The 26,204-nt window shown below is 72.2% G+C and carries 25 protein-coding genes; 12 read left to right on the top strand and 13 right to left on the bottom strand.

Features of this window, described 5'->3' with window-relative positions:
* Positions 1-14: 14 nt before the first annotated feature.
* Together CLV40_RS26000 and CLV40_RS26005 are read right to left on the bottom strand one after the other, a co-directional pair.
* Positions 15-947 carry a beta/alpha barrel domain-containing protein gene (locus CLV40_RS26000; protein WP_181043743.1) on the bottom strand — a complete coding sequence of 311 codons (933 nt, stop codon included), beginning with the start codon at positions 945-947 and terminating at the stop codon, positions 15-17.
* Between the two features lie 212 nt (positions 948-1,159).
* On the bottom strand, positions 1,160-2,572 hold the full coding sequence (locus tag CLV40_RS26005) for a glutamate-cysteine ligase family protein (RefSeq protein WP_104481613.1): 1,413 nt from the start codon (positions 2,570-2,572) through the stop codon (positions 1,160-1,162).
* A gap of 760 nt (positions 2,573-3,332) precedes the next feature.
* Here CLV40_RS26005 and CLV40_RS26010 point away from each other — a divergent pair.
* Both CLV40_RS26010 and CLV40_RS26015 read left to right on the top strand, forming a co-directional pair.
* Positions 3,333-3,500: a hypothetical protein gene (locus tag CLV40_RS26010; RefSeq protein WP_245931579.1), complete on the top strand. Its 168-nt coding sequence runs from the start codon at positions 3,333-3,335 to the stop codon at positions 3,498-3,500.
* Positions 3,500-4,027: a DUF2510 domain-containing protein gene (locus CLV40_RS26015; protein WP_104481685.1), complete on the top strand. Its 528-nt coding sequence runs from the start codon at positions 3,500-3,502 to the stop codon at positions 4,025-4,027. Before CLV40_RS26010 ends, CLV40_RS26015 begins: the two co-directional genes overlap by 1 nt.
* Here the strand turns inward: CLV40_RS26015 and CLV40_RS26020 are convergent.
* From CLV40_RS26020 to CLV40_RS26030, 3 genes are all read right to left on the bottom strand, one after another.
* A complete protein-coding gene (locus CLV40_RS26020; protein ID WP_104481614.1) occupies positions 4,024-4,809 on the bottom strand; it encodes an SDR family NAD(P)-dependent oxidoreductase in 786 nt (261 codons plus the stop codon). The genes CLV40_RS26015 and CLV40_RS26020 overlap by 4 nt on opposite strands.
* A gap of 93 nt (positions 4,810-4,902) precedes the next feature.
* Positions 4,903-6,474, bottom strand: coding sequence for an alpha/beta hydrolase (locus tag CLV40_RS26025; protein WP_104481615.1), 1,572 nt, complete (start codon positions 6,472-6,474; stop codon positions 4,903-4,905).
* 64 nt (positions 6,475-6,538) lie between these two features.
* Positions 6,539-7,327 (bottom strand): PIG-L deacetylase family protein, encoded by a 789-nt coding sequence (locus tag CLV40_RS26030; protein ID WP_104481616.1) that lies wholly within the window; start codon positions 7,325-7,327, stop codon positions 6,539-6,541.
* Between the two features lie 158 nt (positions 7,328-7,485).
* On the opposite strand from CLV40_RS26030, the gene CLV40_RS26035 reads away from it, so the two are divergent.
* Together CLV40_RS26035 and CLV40_RS26040 are read left to right on the top strand one after the other, a co-directional pair.
* The gene (locus CLV40_RS26035; protein WP_104481617.1) at positions 7,486-8,439 is read left to right on the top strand and encodes a hypothetical protein; all 954 of its coding nucleotides are present in this window, start codon (positions 7,486-7,488) and stop codon (positions 8,437-8,439) included.
* Positions 8,436-10,673 carry a heavy metal translocating P-type ATPase gene (locus tag CLV40_RS26040; protein ID WP_104481618.1) on the top strand — a complete coding sequence of 746 codons (2,238 nt, stop codon included), beginning with the start codon at positions 8,436-8,438 and terminating at the stop codon, positions 10,671-10,673. Before CLV40_RS26035 ends, CLV40_RS26040 begins: the two co-directional genes overlap by 4 nt.
* A gap of 81 nt (positions 10,674-10,754) precedes the next feature.
* Here the strand turns inward: CLV40_RS26040 and CLV40_RS26045 are convergent, their stop codons facing one another.
* Positions 10,755-11,036, bottom strand: a complete 282-nt coding sequence (locus CLV40_RS26045; protein ID WP_104481619.1) for a metal-sensitive transcriptional regulator — start codon at positions 11,034-11,036, stop codon at positions 10,755-10,757.
* A 111-nt stretch (positions 11,037-11,147) separates the two neighbouring features.
* On the opposite strand from CLV40_RS26045, the gene CLV40_RS26050 reads away from it, so the two are divergent.
* From CLV40_RS26050 to cutA, 7 genes are all read left to right on the top strand, one after another.
* Entirely contained in the window at positions 11,148-11,852 is a 705-nt protein-coding gene (locus CLV40_RS26050) for a GntR family transcriptional regulator (RefSeq protein ID WP_104481620.1), read from the top strand.
* A 57-nt stretch (positions 11,853-11,909) separates the two neighbouring features.
* Positions 11,910-12,338 (top strand): MerR family transcriptional regulator, encoded by a 429-nt coding sequence (locus tag CLV40_RS26055; RefSeq protein WP_104481621.1) that lies wholly within the window; start codon positions 11,910-11,912, stop codon positions 12,336-12,338.
* Entirely contained in the window at positions 12,331-12,675 is a 345-nt protein-coding gene (gene trxA / locus CLV40_RS26060) for a thioredoxin (RefSeq protein ID WP_104481622.1), read from the top strand. Before CLV40_RS26055 ends, trxA begins: the two co-directional genes overlap by 8 nt.
* 132 nt (positions 12,676-12,807) lie before the next feature.
* The gene (locus tag CLV40_RS26065) at positions 12,808-13,116 is read left to right on the top strand and encodes a hypothetical protein (RefSeq protein WP_104481623.1); all 309 of its coding nucleotides are present in this window, start codon (positions 12,808-12,810) and stop codon (positions 13,114-13,116) included.
* Between the two features lie 132 nt (positions 13,117-13,248).
* Positions 13,249-14,022, top strand: coding sequence for an SDR family oxidoreductase (locus CLV40_RS26070; protein WP_104481624.1), 774 nt, complete (start codon positions 13,249-13,251; stop codon positions 14,020-14,022).
* A gap of 289 nt (positions 14,023-14,311) precedes the next feature.
* On the top strand, positions 14,312-14,890 hold the full coding sequence (locus CLV40_RS26075; protein WP_104481625.1) for a GNAT family N-acetyltransferase: 579 nt from the start codon (positions 14,312-14,314) through the stop codon (positions 14,888-14,890).
* A gap of 259 nt (positions 14,891-15,149) precedes the next feature.
* Positions 15,150-15,470: a divalent-cation tolerance protein CutA gene (gene cutA / locus CLV40_RS26080; protein ID WP_104481626.1), complete on the top strand. Its 321-nt coding sequence runs from the start codon at positions 15,150-15,152 to the stop codon at positions 15,468-15,470.
* 2 nt (positions 15,471-15,472) lie between these two features.
* Here the strand turns inward: cutA and CLV40_RS26085 are convergent, their stop codons facing one another.
* Positions 15,473-16,273 (bottom strand): phosphate ABC transporter ATP-binding protein, encoded by an 801-nt coding sequence (locus tag CLV40_RS26085; protein ID WP_374066588.1) that lies wholly within the window; start codon positions 16,271-16,273, stop codon positions 15,473-15,475.
* Positions 16,274-16,568: 295 nt separating this feature from the next.
* Between CLV40_RS26085 and CLV40_RS26090 the strand changes: the two genes are divergently transcribed.
* Positions 16,569-17,609, top strand: a complete 1,041-nt coding sequence (locus tag CLV40_RS26090) for a substrate-binding domain-containing protein (protein WP_104481628.1) — start codon at positions 16,569-16,571, stop codon at positions 17,607-17,609.
* Positions 17,610-17,679: 70 nt separating this feature from the next.
* Here the strand turns inward: CLV40_RS26090 and CLV40_RS26095 are convergent, their stop codons facing one another.
* The 6 genes from CLV40_RS26095 to pstC form a co-directional block, all read right to left on the bottom strand.
* Positions 17,680-18,243 carry a hypothetical protein gene (locus tag CLV40_RS26095; RefSeq protein ID WP_146108250.1) on the bottom strand — a complete coding sequence of 188 codons (564 nt, stop codon included), beginning with the start codon at positions 18,241-18,243 and terminating at the stop codon, positions 17,680-17,682.
* Positions 18,244-18,579: 336 nt separating this feature from the next.
* On the bottom strand, positions 18,580-19,464 hold the full coding sequence (locus CLV40_RS26100) for a sortase domain-containing protein (protein ID WP_104481630.1): 885 nt from the start codon (positions 19,462-19,464) through the stop codon (positions 18,580-18,582).
* Positions 19,461-22,049: a hypothetical protein gene (locus CLV40_RS26105; protein WP_104481631.1), complete on the bottom strand. Its 2,589-nt coding sequence runs from the start codon at positions 22,047-22,049 to the stop codon at positions 19,461-19,463. The genes CLV40_RS26100 and CLV40_RS26105 overlap by 4 nt, the downstream gene beginning before the upstream one ends.
* A 26-nt stretch (positions 22,050-22,075) precedes the next feature.
* A complete protein-coding gene (locus CLV40_RS26110; RefSeq protein WP_104481632.1) occupies positions 22,076-23,773 on the bottom strand; it encodes a phosphate ABC transporter substrate-binding protein PstS in 1,698 nt (565 codons plus the stop codon).
* On the bottom strand, positions 23,773-24,948 hold the full coding sequence (gene pstA, locus CLV40_RS26115; protein ID WP_181043744.1) for a phosphate ABC transporter permease PstA: 1,176 nt from the start codon (positions 24,946-24,948) through the stop codon (positions 23,773-23,775). The genes CLV40_RS26110 and pstA overlap by 1 nt, the downstream gene beginning before the upstream one ends.
* 51 nt (positions 24,949-24,999) lie before the next feature.
* Positions 25,000-26,010 carry a phosphate ABC transporter permease subunit PstC gene (gene pstC / locus CLV40_RS26120; RefSeq protein WP_104481633.1) on the bottom strand — a complete coding sequence of 337 codons (1,011 nt, stop codon included), beginning with the start codon at positions 26,008-26,010 and terminating at the stop codon, positions 25,000-25,002.
* Positions 26,011-26,204: the final 194 nt, after the last annotated feature.

Genomic DNA, 26,204 nt, shown 5'->3' on the forward strand with positions numbered 1-26,204 from the left:
GTCTCCTTGTGCTCTCATGGGTTCGGGGCGGTGCGCGCGTCGACGAGCGCGGCGAGTTCGCCGTTCTGCTCGCGCACCACGCGCAGGTCATCGATGTTCAGGTCGAGCAGCCCGCTGGCGATGGCGTCGAACCGGGCCGGGACGTCGTCGCCGCACGCGTGCAGCACGGCGGGGACCGCGCGGGCGAGCGGGACCGTGGCGTAGCGGGCGGTCGCCCGCGTGCGCAGGTACCCGGCGATCAGTTCGAGGGAGAGGTTGCCGCCGCCCTTGCCGACACCGCCGAGCGAGGCGTCGAGGTAGCGGCAGCCCGCCGCCGCGGCGCTGAGCGAGTTGATGAAGGCCAGGCTGAGCCCGTCGTGCGCGTGGAACCCCAGCCCGGCGTCCCCCGCGTGCGCGGCGGCCAGCGCGACGAGTTCGGTGACCTGTTCGGGGAACAGGCTCCCGTTGGAGTCGGCCAGGTACAGCACGTCCGCGCCGTAGCGGTGCGCCGCGGCGGCGGTCCTGGTCACGTCGGTCGCGGTCAACTCGCTCACCCGGACCAGGTTGAGCGTCACCCGCAGGCCGACCGCCTTCGCGGCCTCGACGTGCGCGGCGACGGCGTCGAGGTGGTTCGGCGCGGTCGTCAGCCGCAGGCAGTGCGCGCCCGCGGCGGCCAGCGCGCGGTAGTCCGACGGCACGGTGTCGCCGGGTCTGGCCATCACGACCAGGCGCACGCCGGGGTGCCGCTCGCGCAGTTCGGCGAGGTAGTCCGGCGGGCAGCAGGCCACGGGCGCGGCGGTGTCCCCGCGCTCGTGGTGGCGTGGGCGGAAGTAGCCCACTTCGCAGAGGTCGACCCGGGCCGCGGCGCAGGCCGCGAGCACGGCGTGCGCCTGCCCGCGCGTCCAGCGGTGGCGGTTGAGGTAGCCGCCGTCGCGCAGGGTCACGTCCAGCAGGACAGGGTCGGGCACACCACTCACCCCCGAATAGGGAAGGCAGCGTAGTTCGAGGTTTTGGGCGCGATTGGTCGAACGCAACCGGCTGGGTGTCGATTGCCGTTGAGGCCGCGGGTGGGCGGCCGATGGCTAGCAATGGTATTGCCGCTCCGCGACCGCTCTATACCACCGGACGGGTGTAATAGCTTGCACGTCCTTGCTCCGTCCATAAAGGACTTTTCAGCGCCTCACCAGGTGTGCACCGGCTCGCCGCCCGCGGCGAGTTCGCGATACCGGGCGAGGGTATGGGCGAGCGCGGCCGGTCGCGACCCCGGCGCGGTGGCGAACGCGCCGATCTGCCAGGCCGCGCCGGTGCGGCCGGAGGTCGCGCGGTCTTCGACCACGGCGAGCAGCGGGTCGGCGTCGGTGACGCCGCGGCGGCGCAAACCCTCTGCCGCCAAGGGAACCAGCCTGCGGACGAGGTCCGGGGCCGGGGTGTCGCGGTGCGCGCCGGGCCAGTGCAGCTCGCTGCCGAGACCGGACCGCGCGGCCCGGTAGAAGGTGGTCCGGACCGGCTCGAACGGCGCGGTGGTGGCGAGGTCGGGGAGTTCGTCGGCGACCCAGTTGATCAGTCCCAGCAGGAAAGCGGCGTTCGCGCACATGTCCACGGGCGTCGGACCGGACGGGAGCGCGCGCAGTTCGACGCGCACGTTCCCCGCCGGGTCGTAGACGGGGCGGTTCCAGCGCCACACGGTGCTCTGGTGCAACCGCAGCGCGCGCAAGGCCGGGAACGGCGTCGGGTCCGGCTCCGGGGCGAGGTCGGCCAGCAGCGGCGGGTGGTCGCGGACGAGCTCGGCGAACAGGTCCTCGGCGCCGCCGACCAGCCACCCGGTGCCGAAGTCGCCGCGCCGGACGGCGGCCCGGTCGTCGGCCGCCTGCTCCCAGAGCGGGATCCGGGACTCGACCCACAGCCGGTGCCCCAACGGCAGGGGCGAGTTGCCGGAGACCGCGAGCGCTGGTCCGATGGCAAGTTGCGCGGCGTTGTAGAACCGGGCGAAGTCGGCAGGCGGGACGGCGAGGTGCAATTGCCAGGAGCAGGTTGCGCCCATGATGGCGATGCTGTCCCAGTTGAACCGCAACGGATCCACGCCGTCGACATCGATCCGGACCGGTGTGCCCCGGAGACCCATGATGGCGCGGTCGAGCGCGCCGTAGCGGGGCAACGCGGTCAACGAGTCGGCGGGCAGGTCCGCGGCGGTGAGCGTGGGGAGGGTGCCGATGGCGGTGACGAGCGCGCCGTGCTCGGCCGCCGCGGCGCGCAGGATTCCCGTGCATTCGGCGAGTTCGGTCGCGAGTGCGGTGAACGGTGAACCGGCGAGGGCGATCGGGGTGAGGTTGGCCTCCACCAGGTGCCGCGACCCCTCGACCACAACCCGCCGATCCGCGGCGGTGGCCACGACGTCGAGGTTGACCGGGCGCGGCCTGCCGGAAGCGTCGGCGAGGAACATCTCGAACTCGGCGCCGATGGTGGGGGCGCCGTCGCCGAACCCGGGGGTGCGCAAGACCTCGCGCACCTCGTCGACGCACGCGGAGAGCACCGCGCGAACCGCCGGATCCCCCGGCGACAAGGCCGGGTACTGCCTGCTGACCTGCGTACCCATCACTCGGCTCCCTGCGCTCGCCGACCCGGACACCGCGGCCCCCAGCCCCCGCGCGGCGCGGCCCCACGCTGGCAGTGTCGGGGGGTGGGGGCAAGCCGGGGACGGGAGCAGTACCCCATTGATGGGTCGCGCGGTCCGGAGTGGCCCGGGCCGTTTCACACTCCGTGAGCGGATGTCCGATCGAGTAGCACCCGCACGTGGACTCGGGCGGAGTTGACCACTGTGGACCGAATTGGCGGGCCCCGCCGTGCAATGACCGGGAGAACACTGACGTGTCGGCGCTCCAGCAGCAGGTGACCACCGCGTGCACCACCACCGCGGAGTTGCCAGGGTGGGTCGAGCAGCTGGGCGGCGCCGGGACCACGGCAGCGAGTGCGGAGCCGCGACACGCACGCGACCGATCCACCAAGCCGAGCGCGCTCGACGCGGCCGGCCCGAAGCTGCGGGCGGAGGTCGACAAGTGGCGGCGGTATGTCGCACACCCGGGGAGTTGTGGCACCACGGGGACAGTGCGAAGCGGCTGGTCACGACCTGGGAACCCATCGGGGAGCCGGGTGTCCACATGTGTGGCGCAATGGCGTCGAAGGATCATCGTCTGCGGTCGCGGGGAATTGAGCCAAGGTCATGGAGGAGATCGAGCGGGAGCGCGCGCGGCCGGCCAAGGAGCGGGCGCACTACACGGGCGCATCGGCGGGTGAACATGGTCAATCCGCGGCGGGAGTTCTTCTATGCGACGCCTGCTGAGGTTCGGGAGTTGTTGGTGGGGTTGGGGAATGACCACGTGCTCGACTACACCGAGGTGGCTGAGGCGGTCGAGTGGCGGGCGTCGGAGCCCGGGCGGCGTGACGGTCGGGTACCGGCGGCGGTCGGTGCCGTGGGCACGGACGCGGGTGGCGACGGCGACCTGTCCGACGACGGGACCGAATGATGAACCAGACAACCCACCGCCCCGCGGGCTGGTTCGTGGACCCGATGGACGGAGCCCTGCTGCGCTACTGGGACGGCCACCGCTGGACGTTCCACACGGATGTCCGGCCGGTGCCTGAGCCTGCGGAGCCAGTGGCACAGGAGGTGCCCGTGTTGCGGCCCGATGTGGCCGCCGCGTTGGGGCGGGTGAAGGGGATGTTGGTCGGGTCCATGAAGGAGGTGCGGCTGCCGGCCGACTACCTCCAGCCGGAAGAACGGGTCCTGGCCCTGACCGGGGCGATGAGCGACGGCACGGGTGTCCTGAGACTCCTGTTCCTGTTCGTCGGCTTGCTGCGCAGACAGTTCCTCGAAGTCGGTTGGAGCGAGGCCCGCGAGGTCTGCTACCACCGGGACCTCGGGCAGTTCGCCGTCTACACCACCAAACGCACCAAGCGAGCAGTGCCCGCGCTGTCCGTGAAGGACGCGGAAGCCATTGCCAATGCGGCGGTGGCGGCGTCGGCGGCGCCGAGGTTGGACGTTGTCGACTAGGCCGGTTGGGCTTGGGGTAGCGGGGTTCCGGTGAGGTCCGCGCAGTAGGACAGGAGTTCGTCCTGGAGTTCGGTGGCGTAGACGTCCGGGTGGGGGTCTACTTCCTCCCGGTGGAAGAAGTACCGACCCGTGACCCGCGCCGCCGGGTCCGCGCTGGTGGCGAGCCACGTCTGCGTCGTCGCGCCCAGGGTCAGGTCGTCGGGGGCGCCGCGGCCGCCCATCCGGGTGGGCACCCAGCCGGGGTTGATCGAGTTGGCGGGGATGTGCGGCCACCGCCGGGACACGGCGTTGGTCAACAGGATCTCGTGGAACTTCGAGTCGCTGTAGGCGGCGGAGCCGTTCCAGTGGCGTCGGGTCCACTGTAGATCTCCAAGGCTCGTGTCGGCGCCGTGGTGCATGCCGGAGCTGACGTAGACCAGGCGGTCGGGTGGGGTGATCAACGCGGTCAGCAGGTACGGGGCGATGACGTTGACCGCGAACACGTGCTCCACCCCGTCGACCGTCTCGGCGCGGCGGCGCTCGAGGTGGCCAAGGGACACGTTGTGGATGACGGCGTCGTGCCTGCCCAGCGCGTTGACCTGGGCCGCGACGTCGCGGGTGGCGGACATGTCGGAGAGGTCGCCGACCACCACGGCGGACGCGCGCGGTTCGGCGCGGCGGACATCGGACGCCCGGCGGTCGTTGCGGGCGTGCAGCGTCACCTCGTGCCCGTCGTCGAGGAGGTGGCGGGCGGCCAGCAGGCCCAGCCCGTCGGTCGATCCGGTGATGAAGACCCGTGCCATACCCGCATCCTCCGCCGACCGGGACCTCGGTGCCAACGCGGGGCGCGTACTCCTTGAGGTCGACCCCGCCAGGGCCGACCTCAAGGAGCGCGGTCAGCGCGCGAGTTTCGCGAGCAGCAGCGGGGGCAGGCCCGCCGACGCCCGAGCCTGGGGCGTGTCGGGTTCACACGACAGGTCCCGCGACGGCAGCTCGCCCAGCGCCAGGAAGCGGTGGGCCGCGGTGGTCGCGCACGACGGTGTGCTCGGGTCGTACGCGCCGTGGTTGCCGGTGTTCACCGACACCATCACCGCCCGCTTCCCCAACGCCGCACGCATCCCCAGCGCACCCTCGTACGGCGTCGCCGGGTCCCGCCGGGTCTGCAACATCAACACGTTGCGCGGCCCGTGGTCGGTCACCCGCACCGGCGGCTCCACCGGCCCGGGCCAGAACGCGCACGGCCAGATGTTGGCGCCCATGCCGTCCAGCACCGGGAAGCGGGGACGGTTCCGGTCGACGTCGTGCTGGTAGTGCTCGGCGTCGCGCGGCCACTCCGCGTCGCCGCAGACCACCGCCAGCAGCACGGCGAGGTTGTTGTCCTGCGGTATCCCCGGGGTCTCCGCGACCGGCCCCAACGGCGGCGGCGGGCCGTTCTGCGCGGCGAACTTCCACCAACCGGCGATCTGCGGGAACAGCAGCACGTGGTACTGCGCGGCCCGGTAGATCGCGCGGAAGAGCGCGCCGGTCAGCAGCCTGCCTGTGGGGTGCCGCACGGGGTTGGCGTCGAGCCGCTTCGCCAGCGCCAGGTAGTTGGCGCGCACCTGTTCCGGGGTGGCGCCGAACCCGAGTTCGGCATCGCGGTCGGCCGCCCACCGGCCGAAGTCGGGGAACCGCGCTTCGGCGCCGGGGTCCCAGAGCGCCCACTGCCGGTGCCAGACCCGGTTCGGGTCGACGTTGGCGTCGAGGACGATCCGGTCGACGCGGCCGGGGAACAGCTCGGCGTACACCGCGCCGAGGTAGCTGCCGTAGGAACCGCTGTTGTACGACAACTTCGGCTCACCGAGGGCGATCCGGAAGCGGTCCATGTCCCGCGCGGTGTTGGCGGTGGTGACGTACCGGACCACCTCGCCGCCCTTGTCGAGGCAGTCACGGGCCAGCGCCCCGGCGAACGCGACGTTGCGCTGGATGGAGCCGTCCGGTGCGGGGAACGGGAAGACGAGGTCCGCGGGCAGCTGGCCGATGTCGCCGCCGAGGCGGCGCCCGCAGGTGATCGGGGTGCTGTACCCGACACCGCGCGGGTCGAAGCTGACCAGGTCGTAGCGGTCGAGTACCTCCTGGGGGTAGAACCGGGCGTAGATGCTCGGCAGGTTCAGACTGGCCCCGCCGGGTCCACCCGCGTTGTGGAACAGCACGCCGCGGCGCGTCCCCGGTGTGGCCGAGGCCAGCTTCGACACCGCGATGTCGATCTTCCGGCCGTGTGGCTCCCGGTAGTCGAGCGGCACCCGCAGCGTGGCGCACCGCAGGCGCGGGTCGATCGGGAACCCGCTCGGGTCGGGCGGACAGCTCCCCCACTCCAGCCCCGAGCCGACATCCCCCTCCGCGGCGGACGCGGGCACGGCCGTGGCCAGGCCACCCGCGAGGACCACCGCTACAACAGCGCAGAACGCCTTGCGCAGCCGTGTCGTCATGCCGTCGACGGTATGGACTCGACCGAGATTTGCGGCTGCGGCACGGGAAACTTCGTAGTTTGTGTCAAACCCAGGTCCGGCCGATTAAGTCCTCGGTTCGCCGCCGCTCGTAGGGAACCGGTGTCCGCGCCGGGTCGACGAACCACTCGCGGCCCGCGAAGAGGGCGAAGACGGGCAGGGGCAGGCGGAGCAGGAGGCGCAGCGCCGGGGCCAGGCGGCCCTTGCCGTGGACCACCGACCGGTAGGCCAGCAGGGCGGCGCGCTTCTGGCGGGCGTAGCGGCGGACGTCCACGCGGTGGGTGATGGCGGCCGACGGGCTGAAGGTGCCCTCGAGGTCGAAGCGGAACGGGACGCGCAGCGCGCGGAGGACCCGGCCGACCCGGACGGCCAGGTCGCGCGGCGCGGTGGCCTCCAGCACGGTCGGCACCCCGACCAGCTCGGCCGCGCGCCTGCCGACCTCGTGGACCTTGAGGTGGTCGCGGTGGCCGTAGCCGCCGTTGGGGTCGTAGCCGATCAGCACCTCGGCGCGCTCCGCCCGCAGGATCGCGGCCAGCCGCTCGGCGGCCGCCTCGGTGTCGGCGCGCGCGAACCGTGTCCAGCCGGGCGGGTCCGGGTAGAGGAGCGGGCCGTGGCCGCTGTCGGCGTACCCGAGCCGGATGACCCGCTCGACGCCGAGCGCGGCGGCACTGGCCTGGAGTTCACCCTGACGTGGCGTCGGACCGTTCGGGTCCATTCCCTGCGTGGCGACGACGATGAGCACCCGGTCGCCCTCGGCGACGGCCCTGGCGAGCGTGCCGCCGGTCAGGATCACTTCGTCGTCCGGGTGCGCGTGGAACGCGATGACGGTAGCCATCGCCCCATTCTCCCAGTTCCGGCCCGGAAAGGCTGTATATACCCCCTATGGGTATCAGCCAAGTGCGCTCAGCGGGCGGTTGCCACTGCCCTACCCCCCTAGGGTATAAAGGTGGCACGGCCCCGGCACGGGCCGACCGCAGACCTCGAGGAGACGACGTGAAGACCGCAACCAAGGTGTCCGCCTTCGGCCTCGCGCTGGCCGTGGTGTTCGTGGGCGCGTGGGCGGCGGGCGCGGTGGTCGGCCCGCTCGGGGACGACCCGGCGGAGCACGCGCGGGCCGCCCCACCACCGGAGCACGGCCACGACGCCGCGCCCGCCGGCGACCCGGGCCACAACGACGGGCACGACCACAGCCACGCCGCCGCCGACCCGGCGCAGTTGCCCGGCCTGTCCTCCGCCGCGGGCGGCTACCGCCTCGACCTGGGCCGCGGCACCGTGACGACCGGTGCCACCGAGGACCTCACCTTCCGCGTGCTGGGCCCCGGCGGCGCGCCGGTCACCGCGTTCGACGTCGAGCACGAGAAGCGCCTGCACCTCGTGCTCGTGCGCCGCGACGGCTCGGGCTTCCAGCACCTGCACCCGGAGATGGCCGCCGACGGCACGTGGCGGCTCCCGCTGACCGTGCCCGCCGCGGGCAGCTACCGCGTGTTCGCCGACTTCAAGCCAACGGGTGCCGCGAAAACGACCCTGGGCGCGGACATCCAGGCGGCGGGCCGGTTCGACCCGGTCACCCACAGTCCTGTTCGGACGTTCACGGTGGACGGGTTCGAGGTCAAGCTGGACGGTGAGCTGATCGCGGGCAAGGCGTCGACGGTCACCTTGACCGTCACCAAGGACGGTGTGCCGGTCACCGACCTCCAGCCCCACCTCGGCGCCTACGGCCACCTGGTCGCGCTGCGCGCCACCGACCTGGGTTACCTGCACGTGCACCCGATCGGTGAACCCGGCGACGGCGTCACCAAGGCGGGCCCGCAGATCCGCTTCGCGGTCGAGGTGCCGACGGACGACCGGTACCGGGTGTTCCTCGACTTCAGGCACAATGACGTGGTCCGGACCGCCGAGTTCACTGTGGACACTCAGGGCGGCGCGCACGGGGAGGGCGGCCGATGACCGCGACGACAGGAGGTGCGACCGTGCGCGAGGTCGAGCTGTCGATCGGCGGCATGACGTGCGCGTCCTGCGCCGCCCGCATCGAGCGCAAGCTCAACAAGGTCGACGGCGTGACGGCCACGGTCAACTACGCCACCGAGAAGGCCCGGGTCACGTTCCCGGGTTCGGTCACCGAGCAGGACCTCGTGCGGGTGGTCGAGGCCACCGGGTACACCGCCGAGCTGCCCGCGCCGCCCGCCCCCGACACCGGGGACACCCCCGAGGTCCCGGACCGCGCGCCGCGGCAGCGCCTGCTCGGCTCGCTGGTGCTGACCGTGCCGGTCGTGGCGCTGGCCATGGTCCCGACGTGGCAGTTCACCTACTGGCAGTGGCTGTCGCTGGCCCTGGCGAGCCCGGTCGTGGTGTGGGGCGCCTGGCCGTTCCACCGCGCGGCCTGGGTCAACCTCCGGCACGGCGCGGCGACCATGGACACCCTGGTCTCCCTCGGTGTCGGCGCCGCCTACCTGTGGTCGCTGTACGCCCTGTTCCTCGGCACGGCCGGGACACCCGGGATGCGGCACGGGTTCACGCTGACCGTCGAGCGCGTGTCCGGAACGGGCAACCTCTACCTGGAGGTCGCCGCCGGGGTCACCACCTTCCTCCTGGCGGGCCGCTACTTCGAGGCCCGGGCCAAGCGGCGCGCAGGGGCGGCGCTGCGGGCGCTGCTGGAGCTGGGCAGCAAGGACGTCGCCGTGCGCCGCGACGGCGTCGAGCGGCGGGTCCCGGTCGAGCAGCTGGCCGTCGACGACGAGTTCGTGGTCCGGCCCGGGGAGAAGATCGCCACCGACGGTGTCGTGGTCGAGGGCAACTCCGCGGTCGACGCGAGCATGCTGACCGGCGAGTCCGTGCCGGTCGAGGTGCGCGCGGGCGACCAGGTGGTCGGCGCGACGGTCAACGCGGGCGGCCGCCTGGTCGTGCGGGCGACGCGGGTCGGTTCGGACACGCAGCTGGCGCAGATGGCCCGCCTGGTCGCCGAGGCGCAGAACGGCAAGGCCGCGGTCCAGCGGCTGGCCGACCGGGTCGCCGGGGTGTTCGTGCCGGTCGTGATCGCCCTGGCCGTCGGCACGCTGGCGTTCTGGCTCGGCGCGGGCGCGGGCACCGCGACGGCCTACACCGCGGCGGTCGCGGTGCTGATCATCGCCTGCCCGTGCGCGCTCGGCCTGGCGACCCCGACCGCGCTGCTGGTCGGCACCGGTCGCGGCGCGCAGCTGGGCATCCTGATCAAGGGCCCCGAGGTCCTGGAGTCGACCCGGCGGGTGGACACGGTCGTGCTGGACAAGACGGGCACGGTCACCACGGGCCGGATGGCGCTGGCGGCCGTCGAGGCGGTCGGCGACGAGGACGAGGCGCTGCGGATCGCGGGGGCGCTGGAGCACGCGTCGGAGCACCCGGTCGCGCGGGCCATCAGCCAGGCGGCGACCGAGCGGCTGGGCGCACTGCCGGAGGTGGCGGAGTTCCGCAACGTCGAGGGGCTCGGCGTCGAGGGGGTCGTCGACGGCCGCGGCGTCGTGGTCGGGCGGGCCAAGCTGCTGGCCGACCGGGCGGTGACCGTGCCGCCGGCGCTGGACGCGGCGCGGCGGGCGGCCGAGGCGAAGGGCTGGACCGCCGTGCTCCTCGCCTGGGACGGCGAGGCGCGGGCCGTGCTGTCGGTGCGCGACGCGGTCAAGGAGACCTCCGCCGAGGCGGTGCGCGAGCTGCGCGCGCTCGGGCTGCGGCCGGTGCTGCTGACCGGCGACAACGAGGCCGCGGCGCGCGCGGTGGCCGCCGAGGTGGGCATCGACGAGGTGATCGCGGAGGTGCTGCCGCGGGAGAAGGTCGAGGTCGTGACCCGGCTCCAGCGGGAGGGCCGGGTGGTGGCCATGGTCGGCGACGGCGTGAACGACGCCGCGGCGCTGGCCAGGGCCGACCTCGGGCTGGCCATGGGCACCGGCACGGACGTGGCGATCGAGGCGGGCGACCTGACCCTGGTCCGCGGCGACCTGCGGGCCGCGGTGGACGCCATCCGGCTCGCCCGCCGCACCCTGGGCACGATCAAGGGCAACCTGTTCTGGGCTTTCGCCTACAACGTCGCCGCGCTGCCACTGGCCGCGCTCGGCCTGCTCAACCCGATGATCGCGGGCGCGGCGATGGCCCTGTCGTCGGTATTCGTCGTGTCGAACAGCCTGCGGCTGCGCGGCTTCCGTTCCTCGATCTGATCCGCCGACCGATTCGGCGAAAGGGCGGAAAGGGGAAAGCGCGGGAGCACCGGTGAAATCGGTCCCGCGCCTTTCCCGGTTTCAGGAACGGACCAGGCGGGCGATGGCGTCGGTGGCCTCGCGGATTTTGTCCGGTGCCGACTCCGCGCCGTCGGTGATCGCGGACGCCACGCAGTGCTTGAGGTGTTCGTCCAGCAGGCCGATGGCCACCGCCTGCAGCGCCTTGGTGGCGGCGGAGATCTGGGTCAGCACGTCGATGCAGTACTCGTCGTTCTCCACCATCCGGTGCAGACCCCTGACCTGGCCCTCGATCCGCCTCAGGCGCTTGAGGTATGCCTCTTTGTCGTCGGTGTAGCCGCGCATCGCGTTCCACGCCTCTCTTGTCACACCCCGCCGCCTGGTCCTCCCAGCATAGAGCGCGGCGGCGGGGGTTCCCACGGCCTCGCGCGGGGTTCGGGACATTAAGGTGTTCGCATGACTGGCACGCCCTCTTCCGACTGGTTGGCACCGCTGTCCGCGGACTCGGTGGCGCTTGGGCGGGCCAGCACCGCGCAGCGGGTCGCGGACATCCTGCGGACGCGGGTGCTCGAGGGCGATCTGCGGCCCGGGCTCCGCCTTTCCGAGGAACTGATCGGCCAAGCGCTCGGTGTCTCCCGGAACACGCTGCGCGAGGCGTTCCGGTTGCTGACCCACGAGCGGTTGCTGGTGCACGAGCACAGCCGGGGCGTGTTCGTGCGCACCCCGGACACCGCCGACGTCGTCGACCTCTACGCCGCCCGCCGGATCATCGAGGGCGGCGCGCTCGCCCGCTGGCCGTCGGCCGACGACGCCGCGCGGGAACGGGTCCGGGCGGCGGTGCGCTACCAGCGCGAGGCCGCCGAGGCGCAGCGGTGGGACGACGTGGCCACCGGCAACATCGCCTTCCACCAGGCGGTCACCGGTCTGGCGGGCAGCGCGCGGCTGGACGAGGAGGTCCGGCGGCTGCTGGCCGAGCTGCGGCTGATGTTCCACCACATGGGCGACCCGCGCGAGTTCCACGAGGACTACGTCCGGCTCAACCGGGAGATCCTGGCCCTGCTGGAGGCCGGGGAGGTGGCCGCCGCCGGGGACCGGCTGGCCGCGTACTTCGGCGTCGCGGAGCGGCACCTGGTCTCCCGCATGCGGGAGTCGGGCGCGTGAGGTGGGCGGCAGTTCCGGCCTTGCCTTGACGCGCGGGGCAAGGTTTACCGTTCGGGCATGCGCATCAGCGAGCTGGCCGAGCGGACCGGGACCACGCCCCGGGCGCTGCGCTTCTACGAGTCGCGCGGCCTGATCGACGCCCCGCGCGCGGTCAACGGCTACCGCGACTACGGCGAGGCCGAGCTGCGGCAGGTCAGCGAGATCGTCGCGCTGCAGGCCGCGGGCCTGAGCCTGGACGAGACCCGGCCGTTCGTCGAGTGCCTGCGCTCCGGCCACGACCGCGGCGACGCGTGCGCCGACTCGGTCGAGGTCTACCGGCGCAAGCTCGCCGAGGTCGACGAGTGCCTGGCCCGGCTCGACGAGGTGCGCGCCGACCTGCTGGCCAAGCTCGCCCGCGCGCTGGCCAGGCAACCCGGTACCTGCGGCGTCGACGGCGCCGCGGACACCGTCACCGAGCGAACCCCCAGGAGTGGCAGCGATGGCTGAGTTGACCGTGGTGACCGACGAGACGTTCGCGCGGGAGGTGCTGGCCTCGGACATCCCGGTGCTGGTGGACTTCTGGGCGCAGTGGTGCCCGCCGTGCCACATGATCACACCGGTGCTGGCCCAGCTCGCCGACGAGCTGGCGGGTCGGCTGCGGATCGTCAAGATCAACAATGACCAGAACCCGGTGACCGGCCGGGACTACCAGGTGATGTCGCTGCCGACCCTGCTCGTCTTCCACAACGGCCTGCCGGTGCGCTCCTTCGTCGGCGCCCGCCCCAAGGCCAAGCTCCTCGGCGAGCTCACCGGGGTCCTCGACGACCTCGCGCTCCCCGCCTGAGGACCGCCGCCGCCACGGTCCGTGGCGGCGCGGTGTCCACTTGCGACCGTACGGGCAACCGGTCCACACGTGCGGGTGATCCACCACCGCTCAATCGAACACAAGTTCGAATGACGGGCTATGGTTCGGGGCATGTTCGACGACCGTCCCCCGGATACCCCCGTCCGCTACCGCACGAGCAACGTGGGTGAGCGGATCGCGATACTGCCCGCCACCTGCAAGGTGGGCACCCACTCCCTGGCGCGGGTCGGCTACCGCGCGCAGGCCAGCGAGCAGGAAGGGGTCGTGCGCGTCTCCTGCAACGCCTGCAACGAGAACATCGACGTCGACCACTTCTGGTCGCTCACCCTGACCGGCGCCGCGCCCGCCCGCGTCGAGCTCGACGACTCGCCGTACGCGGGGGTGGTGCCGGTCATGGTCGAGCCGCGGTCGAGGTCCTAGCGACACCGCCGCGGTGGAAAGGCGTACCGGAACCGGTTCGACCCGGGGGCACACCGAGCACGGCACGGCGCCGACCGACTACCGTGTGCTGCCGGGCAACCGGGCCCGGCGGCACTAGGCGAGGAGTGGGCGATGGGCGCGCTGGACGGCCGGGTCGCGCTGGTGACCGGGGTCAGCAGGCGGGCGGGTATCGGGTACGCCACCGCGCGCCGACTGGCCGACGCCGGGGCGCGGCTGTTCCTGCACCACCACGCGCCGCACGACGCCGAGCAGACCTGGGGCGCCGACCCGGACGGCCCGGCGGCGCTGGCCGCGAGCCTGGGCGACGACGTCCGGCACCTCGGCCTCGACCTCACCGACCCCGGCGCCCCGGAGCGGCTGATGGCCGCCGCGGTCGAGGCGTACGGGCACGTGGACGTCCTGGTCTGCAACCACGCCCGCGGCGGCGGCGACGGCCCGCTCGGCACGCTGGACGCGGAGATGCTGGACGCGCACTGGGCGGCGAACACCCGGTCGGTCGTGCTGCTCACCCAGGCCTTCGGCGACCAGCACGACCGCCGCCCCGGCGGCCGGGTGCTGTTCCTGGTGTCCGGCCAGGACCTCGGCCCGATGATCCACGAGGTGGCCTACGCGGCCAGCAAGGGCGCGCTGTCGGCGATCACCCGGACCCTGGCCGACCACTTCGCGGGCCGGGGCGTGACGGTGAACGCGGTCAACCCGGGCCCCGTGGACACCGGCTGGGCCTCACCGGAGGACCGCGAGGCCCTGCTCCCCCGCTTCCCCAGCGGCCGTTGGGGCGCCCCGGACGACCCGGCCCGCCTGCTCACCTGGCTGGCCACCGACGACGCGGGGTGGATCACCGGTCAGGTCATCCACTCCGAGGGCGGCTTCCGCCGCTGGGCCTAGGCCCGGCACCAACCACCCCGCTTCCCCGCCTGCGGGGTGCCATCCGGCCGAGACAATCACACGTCCACTGTGGACACTACGCACGCTCGCACCCGCTCCGGCGAACCGACCCGCCGCGAGCGAACCGTTGCCGCCACACTGGGACGGTTGTCCACAGCCAAGATCGCCTTCTCCGCGAACTGTCGCCCCGCCCCGGTATCATGGATTCCGGGGGCCGGAGGCGCGCCAAGATCACCGGCCAAGACCAGCACCGCCCCGGTCGTACCCGATAATCGCGCTCGTCAGCCGCGTGACCCGCGACCGGAAGGCGAGCATGAACGACCCCGGCACCCCCGACCTGCGCGCGATCGGCCCGCGTGGCAACGACCTGGTGACCCTGCGCCCCTGGCGGGTCGACGACCTGCCGGTGATCGCCGAGGCGGGCCGGGACCCGTACATCCCGCTCATCACCACCATCCCCCGCGACTACACCCCGGAGGGCGGCCACGCCTGGCTGCGCCGCCAGCACGACCAGGCGACCGACGGCCGGGGCTGCCCGCTGGCCATCTCGGCGGGTGACGAGGCCGTCGGCATGGTCACGATCAACTCGATCGACTGGCACGACCGCCGCGGCAGCATCGGCTACTGGGTGCTGGACCGCCACCGCGGCCGCGGCTACGCCAAGTCGGCCGTCTCGCTGCTCCCCGAGCTCGCCCGCGACCTCGGGCTGGTCCGCCTGCAGGCGCTCGTGGAGCCGGACAACGCGGCGTCCCAGGCCACCTGCCGCGCCCTCGGCTTCACCGCGGAGGGCGTCCTGCGCGGCTACCACCGCATCGGCGGCACCAACCGCGACATGATCATGTTCGGACTGCTGGTCGGTCCACAGTAGACAATCAGCTCAGGTTGGGCGCGGCACCGCGGCGGGGGGTGCGCGCGCCCAACCGAGCGCTCGACCGGGGCATGACCGGTCGGTGCGACAGCGCTCGTCGATGGACCACGACGGCCGCGAGGGAGTGGGTTCGCGGCCGCCGTGGTCACCCCCGGAGTGACGACCACCTGTGCGAACGTGTCCTTCGGCCACCCCGGGCCGGGTATGAGAAATTCCTGAGCGGCGGCATCGATCGCCAGGTCGGCAGTAGGGTCGGGGCATGGCCGCTGACTACTACCAGGTCGTCACCACCGCCGGTTCCCAGGACGAGGCCGACCGCCTGGCCACGGGGATCGTCGAGAACCACCTCGGTGCCTGCGTGCACGTGCACCCCGTGACCAGCGTCTACCGCTGGGCGGGCAAGGTCACCAGGGACCTCGAACTCCGCTTGGTGGTCAAGACCGCGGCCGACCGGCTGCGTCCGCTGGTCGACTACATCAAGGCCAACCACAGCTACGACGTCCCGCAGGTGGTGGCCACCGAGGTCGTCGCGGGCAGCGACGAGTACCTGGCCTGGGTGCGCGACGAGACCCGGGGCTGACCTCAGCCGAAGCGGCCGTTGATGTAGTCGGACGTGCGCGGGTCGTCCGGCGTGCTGAAGATCTTCTTCGTCGGCCCGGACTCCACGATGTGCCCGGGCTGGCGCGCCTCCGCGAGGAAGAACGCGCAGTCCTGGGAGACGCGGGCGGCCTGCTGCATGTTGTGGGTGACGATCACGATCGTCACCTCCTGGCTGAGCACGGCGATGGTCTCCTCGATGCGGCGCGTCGAGGTGGGGTCCAGCGCCGAGCACGGCTCGTCCATCAGCAGGACGTCCGGCCGCACGGCCAGCGAGCGGGCGATGCAGAGCCGCTGCTGCTGACCGCCGGAGAGCGCGCCGCCGCGGCTCTTGAGCCGGTCCTTGACCTCCTGCCACAACCCGGCCCGGGTGAGGCACTCTTCGACCACGTCGTCGCGGTGGCCCCGGGACACCTTGGTACCGGTCAGCCTGAGGCCCGCGAGGACGTTGTCCGCGATGGTCATGGCGGGGAACGGGTTCGGCTTCTGGAAGACCATGCCGACGCGCCTGCGGGTGCCGGTGATCCGCTGGGACTCGTCGTAGATGTCGGTGCCGTCCAGGCGGACCTCACCCGCCAGCGCCGCCGAAGGGACCAGCTCGTGCATCCGGTTGAGGATGCGCAGGAACGTGGACTTGCCGCAACCGGACGGTCCGATGAGCGCGGTGACCTGACCGGCCGACATGGTCAGCGACACCCGGTCGAGCACCTTGCGGTCGCCGAACCAGGCCGAGACGCCCACGGCCTCCAGCGTGGAACCGCGCCGCGTGCCGGGGTCGGGGCCGATGGGGTGGACGTCGAGCCGGGTATCGGTGGTCACAGCGGGAAACGCTATCCAGCGGCGGCAACCATTTCGTGAAACCGCGGTGCACCCCACATGGCCGTGCCGGTCGCCCGAGCGGTGTGCGTTCGCCATGGCCGTTGGCGGGGCCGTGACAGTTGGGTGCCAGTTCACCGCCGCTGCGTGTGGCCCGTGCTCAAAAGTCGCTGCGTCGTGGTGGTTTGTCACAAACCGGTTCCGCCACAGTGGGTTTCGCCCCGCACGGGGCACGATGTGTTGAAGGACAAGGGAGAACCACGCAATGCGCTCCACCTTCCGCAAGGGTGTCGCCGCCGTCATCGGCGCCGCCGCGCTGTCCGTCATCCTCTCGTCCACCGCGGTCGCCGACTCCGGCGTGCTCGCGGACGCCAACGACGCCGTCGGCGTCGGCTCGGACACCACCGAGTACGCGCTCAACGCGCTCGCCGCGGCGTACAACCCGACCGTCCCCGCGGGCGGCGTGCTGGTCCACTCGTTCAACGCCACCGTCCCGGCCGCGGGCCAGCCGGTGCTGCCGACCGACACCGGCGCCACCATCGTCCCGCGCTCGGGCGCCACCGCGATCACCCGGCCGAACGGTTCCTCCGCGGGCATCACCGAGCTCAAGCGCGCGGGCACCGCCACCACCTTCGCCCGCTCCTCGCGCGCCCGCCAGGCCTCGGACAACACCGGCACCGCCGTGCTGTTCCTGCCGTACGCCACCGACGGCCTGCGCTACGCCCGCTCCACCTCGCCCGCCAGCAACGCGCCGGTCGACCTGACCAACGCCGAGCTGAAGAAGATCTACGAGTGCAACGCCGACGGCAACCCGGCCACCCCGGACCTGTGGTCGAACGTGCGCGCGGGCCTGCCCGCGGTGACCATCCTGCCGGTGCTGCCGCAGTCCGGCTCGGGCACCCGCAGCTTCTTCCTGACCGAGATCGGCGTCACCAGCGTCGGTTCCTGCGTCAACCAGACCGCGCAGGAGCACGACCCGGCCGCCGTCGCGGGCAACGCCAACAAGATCGCGCCGTTCTCCACCGGCCGCTACAGCATCCTGCCCCCGGCTCAGCAGTCGACCATCGTGCTGAACACCGGTGGCTTCACCGCCACCCGCTCGCTGTTCAACGTCGTGCGTGACGTCAACGGCGGCGGCGTGCTGAACAAGGGCGTCGACGCCGGCCTGCACCGCTTCTTCGGTGACGGCACCGGCGGCCTGGCCACCGCCACCAACAACTGGATCTGCAGCTCCGCGGCGACCTCGGTCATCGCCGCCCAGGGCTTCACCCAGCTCTCCGGCACCGCTTGCGGCAAGGTCGCGTAAGCTCGCCGAGCAGTCCTGAATGGACCGAGGCCCGTGGGGATCCCCCACGGGCCTCGGTTCGTTTCGCGGATCAGGCGTTGAGCGCGGTCTTGACGTAGCCGTAGGTGATGCCGCTGGTGAAGACGCCGTCGAGGCGCAGGCCCCGGTTGATGGCGGCGGCACCGGCCTCGGTGAGCAGCAGCGGGACACCCGCGGAGGTGTTGCTGCCGAAGGTGAACAGGTCGATGCGGCCGCGCAGGTTGTCCTGCGCCACCACGACCCGGCGGTTGTTGTCGATGACGAGCTGCCACAGCACCTCGACGCCGTCGGAGTCGGCCAGGACCAGCGCGCCGCGGTGCTCCACGGTGCCGTCGGTGGGGTCACCGATCACGTCGAAGGTCTGGGTGGTGTAGCCGTCGACGACCTGCGAGGTGCCGAAGAGCACGAGGGACTGGATGCCGTAGTAGCCCAGCCCCTCGACGAGCGACGGGTCCACGATGATCGTCGTCTTGCCCACCGCGGCCTGGTTGGCCGAGGCCACCACGGCCGCGGGCACCCGCGGCGCCGCCTGGGCGGACGCGACCGACGCGCCTCCGAGCAGCACCCCCGCGGACATCGCGACAACAGCCAAACCCGACACCAGACGAGTACGCATTTGTTCTCCTCCTCGACCAGACGCTAACTGCGTCGCGAGGAGGATGTCGGGAAGCGGGGACCGCCCGGAAGACCTCTGTGGACGATTCGCGAACTCGCCGGGTCGGGATAGCTGCCGGTTAACCGTTACATGGCCTCGGCTTCGCCGAGGCGGCGAGATCGCCTTTGAGCCGATTTCTTCCCTCCCGGTTTCGCACGGCCGGGGGCCGCGCGAAACCGCTCAGTCCAGAAACCGGCGCGATCTCGCAACGCTGGTCGAGCTCGGACCAGAGGAGCGCATAGAACTGTACACAATGGATCCATCTGCGCCTGCGCTCATGTCCCACAGTTCGCTTCGCTACAGGAGGTTGGGCAGGAGTCGCAGGCCAGTGTCGTAGACGTTCCACAGGACGGCCAGGCAGATCGGGACGCCGATCAGCAGACCCTCCGCCCGGCCGAAGCGGTGTCGCAGCCACACCGTGGCCGCCACCGCCAAGCCCAGGGCCGGGATCCACAGGGCCAGCAGGGGGACGGCCGCGCGGTCCGAGCGCATGGCCTTCTCGTCCGGTGGGACCAGTTGGGGGCGGCGGACGGGGGCCGGTTGCGCGTCCCCCTCCGCCAGGGTCGCGTCCACGTACACTGTGGACTCCGGCATGAACGGCCTGCCGGACGCGGTCACCAGGGTCAGCCGGGCGCCGCCGTCGGTCAGCGGGGCCGGGACCGGGTCGCCGTCCCGGCGGGTGCCGTCCACCAGGTAGGTGAACGTCCCCTGGCCGGTCACCACGTGGATCTCGTTGCCGGGAACCAGGTTCACCACCTCGCCGAACGGGCCGCCGTAGGCCGCGCGGCGGCCGTAGACCAGGGAAACGCCGTACTGGCCCGGTAGGGCCGTGTCGCGGCGGTGGCCGACGCCCGCCGTCAGGTCCCCCGACGTCGTCCCCTCGACCACCACCTTCCGCAGCCCCAGGGCCGGGATCTCCAGCACCGCGACCGGGGTTCCCGGCTCGATCACCCGGAGCGGCCCGTCGGCGCTGAAGGGCGCGGCGGTGGCCTCACCCAACTGCTCCCGCAGCTGGTCGTACAGCCGGTCCTGCTCGTGGTTCGCCTGCAAAGGCGTCAGCAGGAAGGCGAAAGCCACGAAACCCAGAGCCAGACCGGCCAAGGTGGCCACCGCGACCAAGGCCACGGGCAGTGACCTGCGGCCGGTCAGCACCTCCGTGGGCCGTGTTCGGACCATCGTCATCGGCGGCGCACCGCGTCTCGCAGGCCCAGGAAGAAGCGGTTGACGGGCGTGCCGGGCTGGGAACCCAACCAGCCGAGGGGAACCGCGACGGCCGCCAGCAGACCCAGGGCCAGGGCGATCGGCAGCCCCCACTTCAGGAAACCGCTGCGGTCGGCCTGGGTGTTCACCACCGCGCGCTTCGCCGTGGCCTGCTCGGCGTTCGCCGGGGCGGCGCCCGCCGGGGCCGCGGCCTGGGCGGCCGGGCCCGCCGCGGGTGCGCTGTTGTTGTTGCCACCAGCCGCGTTCACGGTGTTGCCAACCGAACCCCGCGCGCTTGCCCCGCCGCTGGTGCCGATCGTCTTGGGGTCGGTGAACGGCGGCGGGGGGACCGCCGCCTTCTGCTCCCGCACGGCTGTGGCAACGGTGCGGGTCTGGACGCGCAGTTCCTCCGGCAGCGGCAGGTAGCCCAGCGGCAGGGCACCCAGGTTCGGGCCGGTGGTCTGGGCCTGCGGGCTCGCCGCGAACTCGAGGATCTTCGCGTACCGGTCGGCGGTGGGCGCGGTCAGGCCGGTGGTGGCGACCGCCGCGTAGTCGATGGTCGTACCGGGGTAGGCGGCCGCGCCGAGCTTGGTGTAGTCGAGGCCGATGGTGCCCGTGGTCTGGTCCAGGACACCCGAGCGGACGGCGGCCAGCATGCTCTGGTCGTTGGGCGTGACGAACACCGGTCGACCCGTCGCGTCCTTGCCGTTGGCCAGTTCGGCCACCGGGACCCGGTACCGCAGCGCGGTCGCGTAGTCGGTGATGCCGATCAGCGAGCGGCCACCGAGCCGTTGCGGGGCCGGGCGCTTCCAGACACCGGCGTTGAGGTCCCACTCGGTGCTCTGCAACGTCTGCCCGTTCAGCAGGTTCGTGCCGATGTCGCGCAGTTTGGACGACCGCTGGGCCAGCAGCTCGTGCAGCTGGGCGGCGTGCCGCGCGCAGGTGTACCGCTCCTCCGCGCCGGTGGTCGGGTTGGTCACCGTGCACTGCCCGTCCTTGGCCGGGCGCGCGTCGCGGTTGCCGACGAAGGTGTCCCGGTAGTCGAACTGGTCGGCCGGGGTCGGCCAGTCGAGGAACGCGGGGTTGACCTTCGTGCCCCACTGGTCCGGCGTCCCCTTCAGGAAGGCCGCCGCGTCCGGGTCGGCGAGCAGCCACGAGGTCACCGCGTGCGGGAGGTCGCCGTCGCCGGTCACCAGCAGCGGGGTCGACATCGTGCTGTCGAGGATCAGGCCGGTCAGGTCCGGGTTCAGCGACAGGAACTCCTGGTCGCCGAACAGGGTTTCCGGCTGGTTGGGCAGGAACCGGGTCGTCGGGTCGACACCGCTCAGGTCGGGTTCACCGCCCCAGCGGCCGCGGTAGCTCTGGGTGATCAGCTTGGCCACGAGCCGGGCGTTGAGCCGCAGGTGGGTGACCTGCTGCTGGTTGTCGGGCCGGTCGATCATGTAGGCGAAGACGAACCCGCCGATGGACAGCGGCGCGTGCGCGGTGGCCCGGTCGGTGTCCTCCGGCCGCACCGGCCTGCTGCCCACCACGAAGCTCTGCAACCCCTGGTGGTACTGGCGGCGCGCCTCGCCCTCGCCGACCGGCGTGTAGCTGGACGGGATCGCCGCCGCGCCGGTGCACAGCGCGGGGATCCACCGGTACACCGCCTCCGCGGCGATCTCGCTGCCCGCCATGGGCAGTCGCGCGTTGGCGTCGAGCGGGCAGTAGCCCTCCTGCGGCAGGAAGTCCAGCGGGAAGACGAAGCGGTTCTTCCAGTTCGACCCCGACATCGCCATCACGTAGCTGTTGAGCAGGGTGTAGTCGTCGGAGATCGAGTCCGGGCAGCCCGCCGGGACGTCCGGGCTGGTGCACGGCATCGGCCGGACCGGGACCACGACCAGCGAGCACTCGATCGGCGCGGTGCCCGGGACGATGACCCGGCCGCAGCCCAGCGAGTTCGGCATCTCGTCGCCGGTGCGGACCTCGAAGTCGATGGCGCCCTTGCCGTCGGCGCCGGTGAAGGCCAGGCGGGCCTGCCTGCCGAAGGTGAACCAGTCGCCCGGGTGGTCGGTGATGCCGTCGCCGCACTCGCCGCCGACCGGCGGGCAGTCGTCGAGGTAGTGCGTCTCGCCCTTGGTGTCGACGAACGGCACGTAGCCGGTCTCGTAGACGCCGTCGGTCGCGGCCTCGGCCGGGTCGAACTCCAGGGCGTAGCGGTCGGCGCCGTACTCGTACCAGACGCACTGCTCGCGCGTCGGGTTCTTGCCGCGGCACTGCATGACCGCCACCGGCATCCGCTCGCTGTTGGGCTGCAACGCGTTGAACGGCAGACCGCTGACGTTGTTGGTGGGCAGGAACCCGGACCACTCGACGCGCACGGTCTCGCGGCGCATGTTCTCGGTCTTGTTGACCGTCACCCGGCCCTTGTCGCCGTTCTCGAAAGTGACCTCCTTGGTCACCCCCGAGTCGGCCTGGGCCGCGGCGGGCAGCTGCGCGGCGAGCGAGAACGAGCCGGTGGCCAGCACGAGACCGACCGCGGCCAGCAGGCGGGTCACCCGGCGCGGCCGGGGGTCGCTGGTCTTCATCGTCAACCGTCCCTTGTGGAGCGTTCTCATGACTGCCGCCGCCTGCGGATGGCCCGGGCGACGAGGGCGGGCAGGACGAGCAGGACCAGCAGCTCCAGTGCGGCGATCCCGCCGAACAGGGACGTGCTGGAGTCCTCGCGGAACGCGGCCAGCTCGGTGGCGGTCCCGTACGCGGCGCCGCTCGCGGCACCGTCGGACGACGACCCGACGGGCAGACCGGTCTCCGGGTCGACGGCACCACCCGCACCGGGCACGGTGTTGCCGTTCGCGCCCGGGCTGGTCCCCCCGGTGCCGGGGTTGTTCGCCCCAGGGGCATTGGCCCCGTTGCCGTTGTTGCGGTTGCCGTTGCCACCGCCGCCCCCGCCGCCGCCGTTGTTGCCCGCCGGACCGGCCTGCCCGCCCTCGCGGCACGGGCCCTTCCCGGTCGCGTCGCAGTCCGGCGGGTTGGGGGCGCGCTCGGCGAGCACGTTGCGGCTGGGGTTGGCCGGGTCGAAGGTCGGGTTGTTGCACCGGGACGGGTCGAGGAACCGCTCCTCGTGCCCGGGGATCCGCTTCACCTGGTCGAACCCGGCCTGCACGAGGTTCAGCGGCAGCGGCGAGTAGCCGAGCGCGCCCGCCTTCTGCTGGCCCTCGCAGAGGAAGTAGAACGCGAACGCCGAGAGGGTGCGGCCCTGCTCCCTGGTCATCGGCGGGTCGGGTGGCGCCTGCTGGTCGTCCTGCGCGGGAACGATCATGTACGAGTACGAGGAGAGCGGGTAGGTGCGCGGGTCCCGGTCGGTGTAGACGCCGTCGAGGATCTGGGTCAGGTAGACCTTGGGGTCGTGGTTCTGCGTCTCGATGCGCGCCTTGGTGAGCGCGACGGCGACGTTGTAGTCGGTGGGCAGGGTGTAGTAGCCCGCCTCGTTGAGGATCTTCGCGACCGGCCAGTCGCGCTTGTTCTTGGCGTAGGAGTACTCGACGTACCCGATGGCGCCGTCGCCGTAGTTCGCCGAGACGTAGCCCGCGACCGCGTCGCTGCCGTTCTGCGCGATGAACTTGTTGCCCGGGTTGGGGTAGTACGAGGTCAGCCCCGAGCGGCCGAAGAACGGGCGCCACAGGTCCGGGTACCGCTTGTCCATGAAGGTGGTGAACTGCGCGGTCGTGCCGGAGCCGTCCGAGCGGACCACGGGGATGATCGGCCGGGCGGGCAGCGCGAACCCGTTGTTGTCCCGGGTGATCTGCGGGTCGTTCCAGTTGGTGATCGCCCCGGTGAAGATCTTCACCACGGTCTCGGTGGACAGCCGCAGGCCCCGGTAGGGCTGGCCGCCGACCTTGACGTTGTACATGAACGCGGTGCCACCGGCCACGATCGGCATGTAGCCGAAGGCCCGGCCGCCGGAGTCGTCGATCACGCCGCGGTCGTCGGCGCCCTGCTGGAACGGGATCTCCGAGACGCCGAACACGGTCTGCCGCTGGGCGTACATGGTCCGACCCCGGGTGGAGCCGACGGCCTCGTAGTTGACCCGGATGCCGTTGGCCGAGACGTCACCGATCCACGTGCCCAGCGCGTTCGCGCTCCACGTCGAACCGGAACCGCGGATCGGTTCGTACGGCTGCGCCGCCGCCGGGCTCGCGAGCGCGACGGTGGCCACCACCGAGGCGGCGGCCCCGAGCGCGACCGCACGGCGCGCGGCGGGGAAACGGACGGACCACACGGTGCTGACCCACTTTCGGTTGACCGACATCAGCGCTCGCCCCGCTTGCCCCTGGCGACCAGCCGGGCGATGACGAACAGCAGCAGCACGAGCAGGAGCAGGACCGTCGCGGCGCCGAAGGCCCGGGCGGCCATCGCCTCGTCCGGCAGCCGGAAGACCTGGTAGACGAACAGCGGCAGGGAGGTCTGCCAGTCCACGAGCGGGTTGGCGTTGAGGAACTGGCTGTAGCCCGCGGTGAGCAGCACCGGCGAGGTCTCGCCCGCGCCGCGCGCCACGCCCAGGATCAGCGCGGTGGCCAGGCTGGGCCGGGCGGTGGGCAGCACGACCCGCCAGATCGTCTGCCACTGCGACGACCCCAGCGCCAGGCTGGCCTCGCGCAACCCGTTGGGCACCAGCCGGAGCACCACATCGGCCGACCGGGTGATGATGGGCAGCATCATGACGCTCAGCGCGAGCGCGGCGGCGAACCCGCTGCGCTGGACGCCGAGCAGCTGGATGGCGGCGACGTAGATGAACAGCCCGGCCACAATGGACGGCAGGCCCGTCATCGCCTCGATGAGCGTGCGCACCACCTTGGCGAGCCTGCCGCCGACCTCGGTCAGGTAGACCGCGCAGGCGATGCCGAGGGGGAGCGTGATCGCCACCGAGATGGCCAGCTGCTCCAGCGTGCCGACCACGGCGTGCAGGATGCCGCCCTGCCGCAGGTCTGCGGGGTCGGTGTAGATGAGTTCCTCGGTGTAGAAGTTCGCGTACTGCATGGCGTCGAGGCCGCTGATGATGGTGTAGCCGATCACCAGCACCAGGCTGGCGCCGACCAGCGCGGCGCCGGTGCGGACCACCACCGCGGCCATCCGGTCGACCACCTCGACCGCGCCGTGGCGCTGGAGCGTGACCAGGGTGTAGACGAGCAGGAAGGCCGCGTACCAGCAGACCGCGAAGCCGAGCAGGCCCGAGGTGGGCAGCAGCCGCTGGTAGACCACCCAGACCAGGGCGAACCCGGCGGCGGCCGACCCGATCAGCGCGACGCGGTCCGCCGGGCCGCGCGCGCGGATCACGCGCCGGGGCTCGTCCTCGTCGACGCGGGGGAAGCGGTCGGTGTCGTCGGTGTGGTCGCCGTCGTCGTGGCCGCGGTCAGCGGTGTCGTGGCTGTCGCGGTCGTCGTCGAACCCGTCGACGCGCTCGTGCTCGGGGAGGGTTCGGGTCATCTCGCCTTCGGCTCCTGTCTCCGCCTGGGCTCCGGTGTCCGCATGGGTTCGCTAGAGGTCCGTCGCCGATCCGCTGCGGCTGCGGGAGACCACGATCGCCGCGAGGGTGTTGACCACCAGGGTGAACACGTAGAGCACCAGTCCGGCGGCCAGCAGCGCGGACAGCTGCAGCGCCGAGGACTCGCCGAACCGCAGGGCGATCAGCGAGGACACGGTGATCGCGCCGTTCTCCAGGATCCGGAAGTCCAGGTCGAAGGCCGGTGAGATGATCATCGCCACGGCGATGGTCTCGCCCAGCGCGCGGCCGAGGCCGAGCATGGTGCCGCCGACGATCCCGCCCCGGCCGAACGGCAGCACCACCGAGCGGATCATGCCCCAGCGGGTGGATCCCAGTGCCAGCGCGGCTTCCCGCTCGCCGACCGGGGCCTGGGAGAACACCTCGCGCATGATCGACGCGGTGATCGGCAGCACCATCATGGCCACCACCACGCCCGCGATGAACGCCGACGAGGTGTAGCGCGACTCCGCCCAGTTGGCCGCGTCCGGGTCGGTGCCGACGCTGAGGAACGGCAGGAACCCGAACGCCTGGTGCAGCCAGCGGGCCAGGTAGATGATCTCGTCCTGGAGGAAGTAGAAGCCCCACAGGCCGTAGACGACGCTGGGCACCGCGGCCATCAGGTCGAGCACGCTCACCAGCGCCGACTTGACCCGCGGCGGCGCGTACTCCGAGATGTAGAGCGCGGTCGTGATGGCCAGGGGGAACGACACCGCGATCGCGATGAGCGCGACCACGATGGTGCCCGGCAGGACCGCCGCGATGCCGAGCCGGTTGACCTCGGGGTTCCACTGCGTCTCGGTGAAGAAGTCCCAGCCGTAGGCGGCGAACGCGTCGCTGGAGCGGATCGCCAGGAAGGCGCCGATGCCCGCGGTGAGCACCAGCACCAGCACCCCGGTGCCGCGCGCGACGGCCCGGAACACCCGGTCGTCACCGGTGGGCCGCACCCGCACCCGGCGCGGCCGGTCGGCGGTTCCGACCGGTGACGCCTCTTCCGTACCGCTCACGGCGCGCGCACTCCTCGGCTGCTGGATCGGGTTTGCCGGTACGGGCCAGGGGTACCGACCCGCGCGGGTCCCATCCGAACACCGCAGGGTGAAGTACCTCGGTGACCAAGGTGAACCACCGGACAACCAGCCGCTGCCCCAACACGTCGGTGTTCACTTCCTCCCGCCACCCGGCACCGTCCCGACTCGGCACG

Origin of the sequence: Actinokineospora auranticolor (genome assembly GCF_002934265.1) — a bacterium.
Lineage (GTDB): Bacteria > Actinomycetota > Actinomycetes > Mycobacteriales > Pseudonocardiaceae > Actinokineospora > Actinokineospora auranticolor.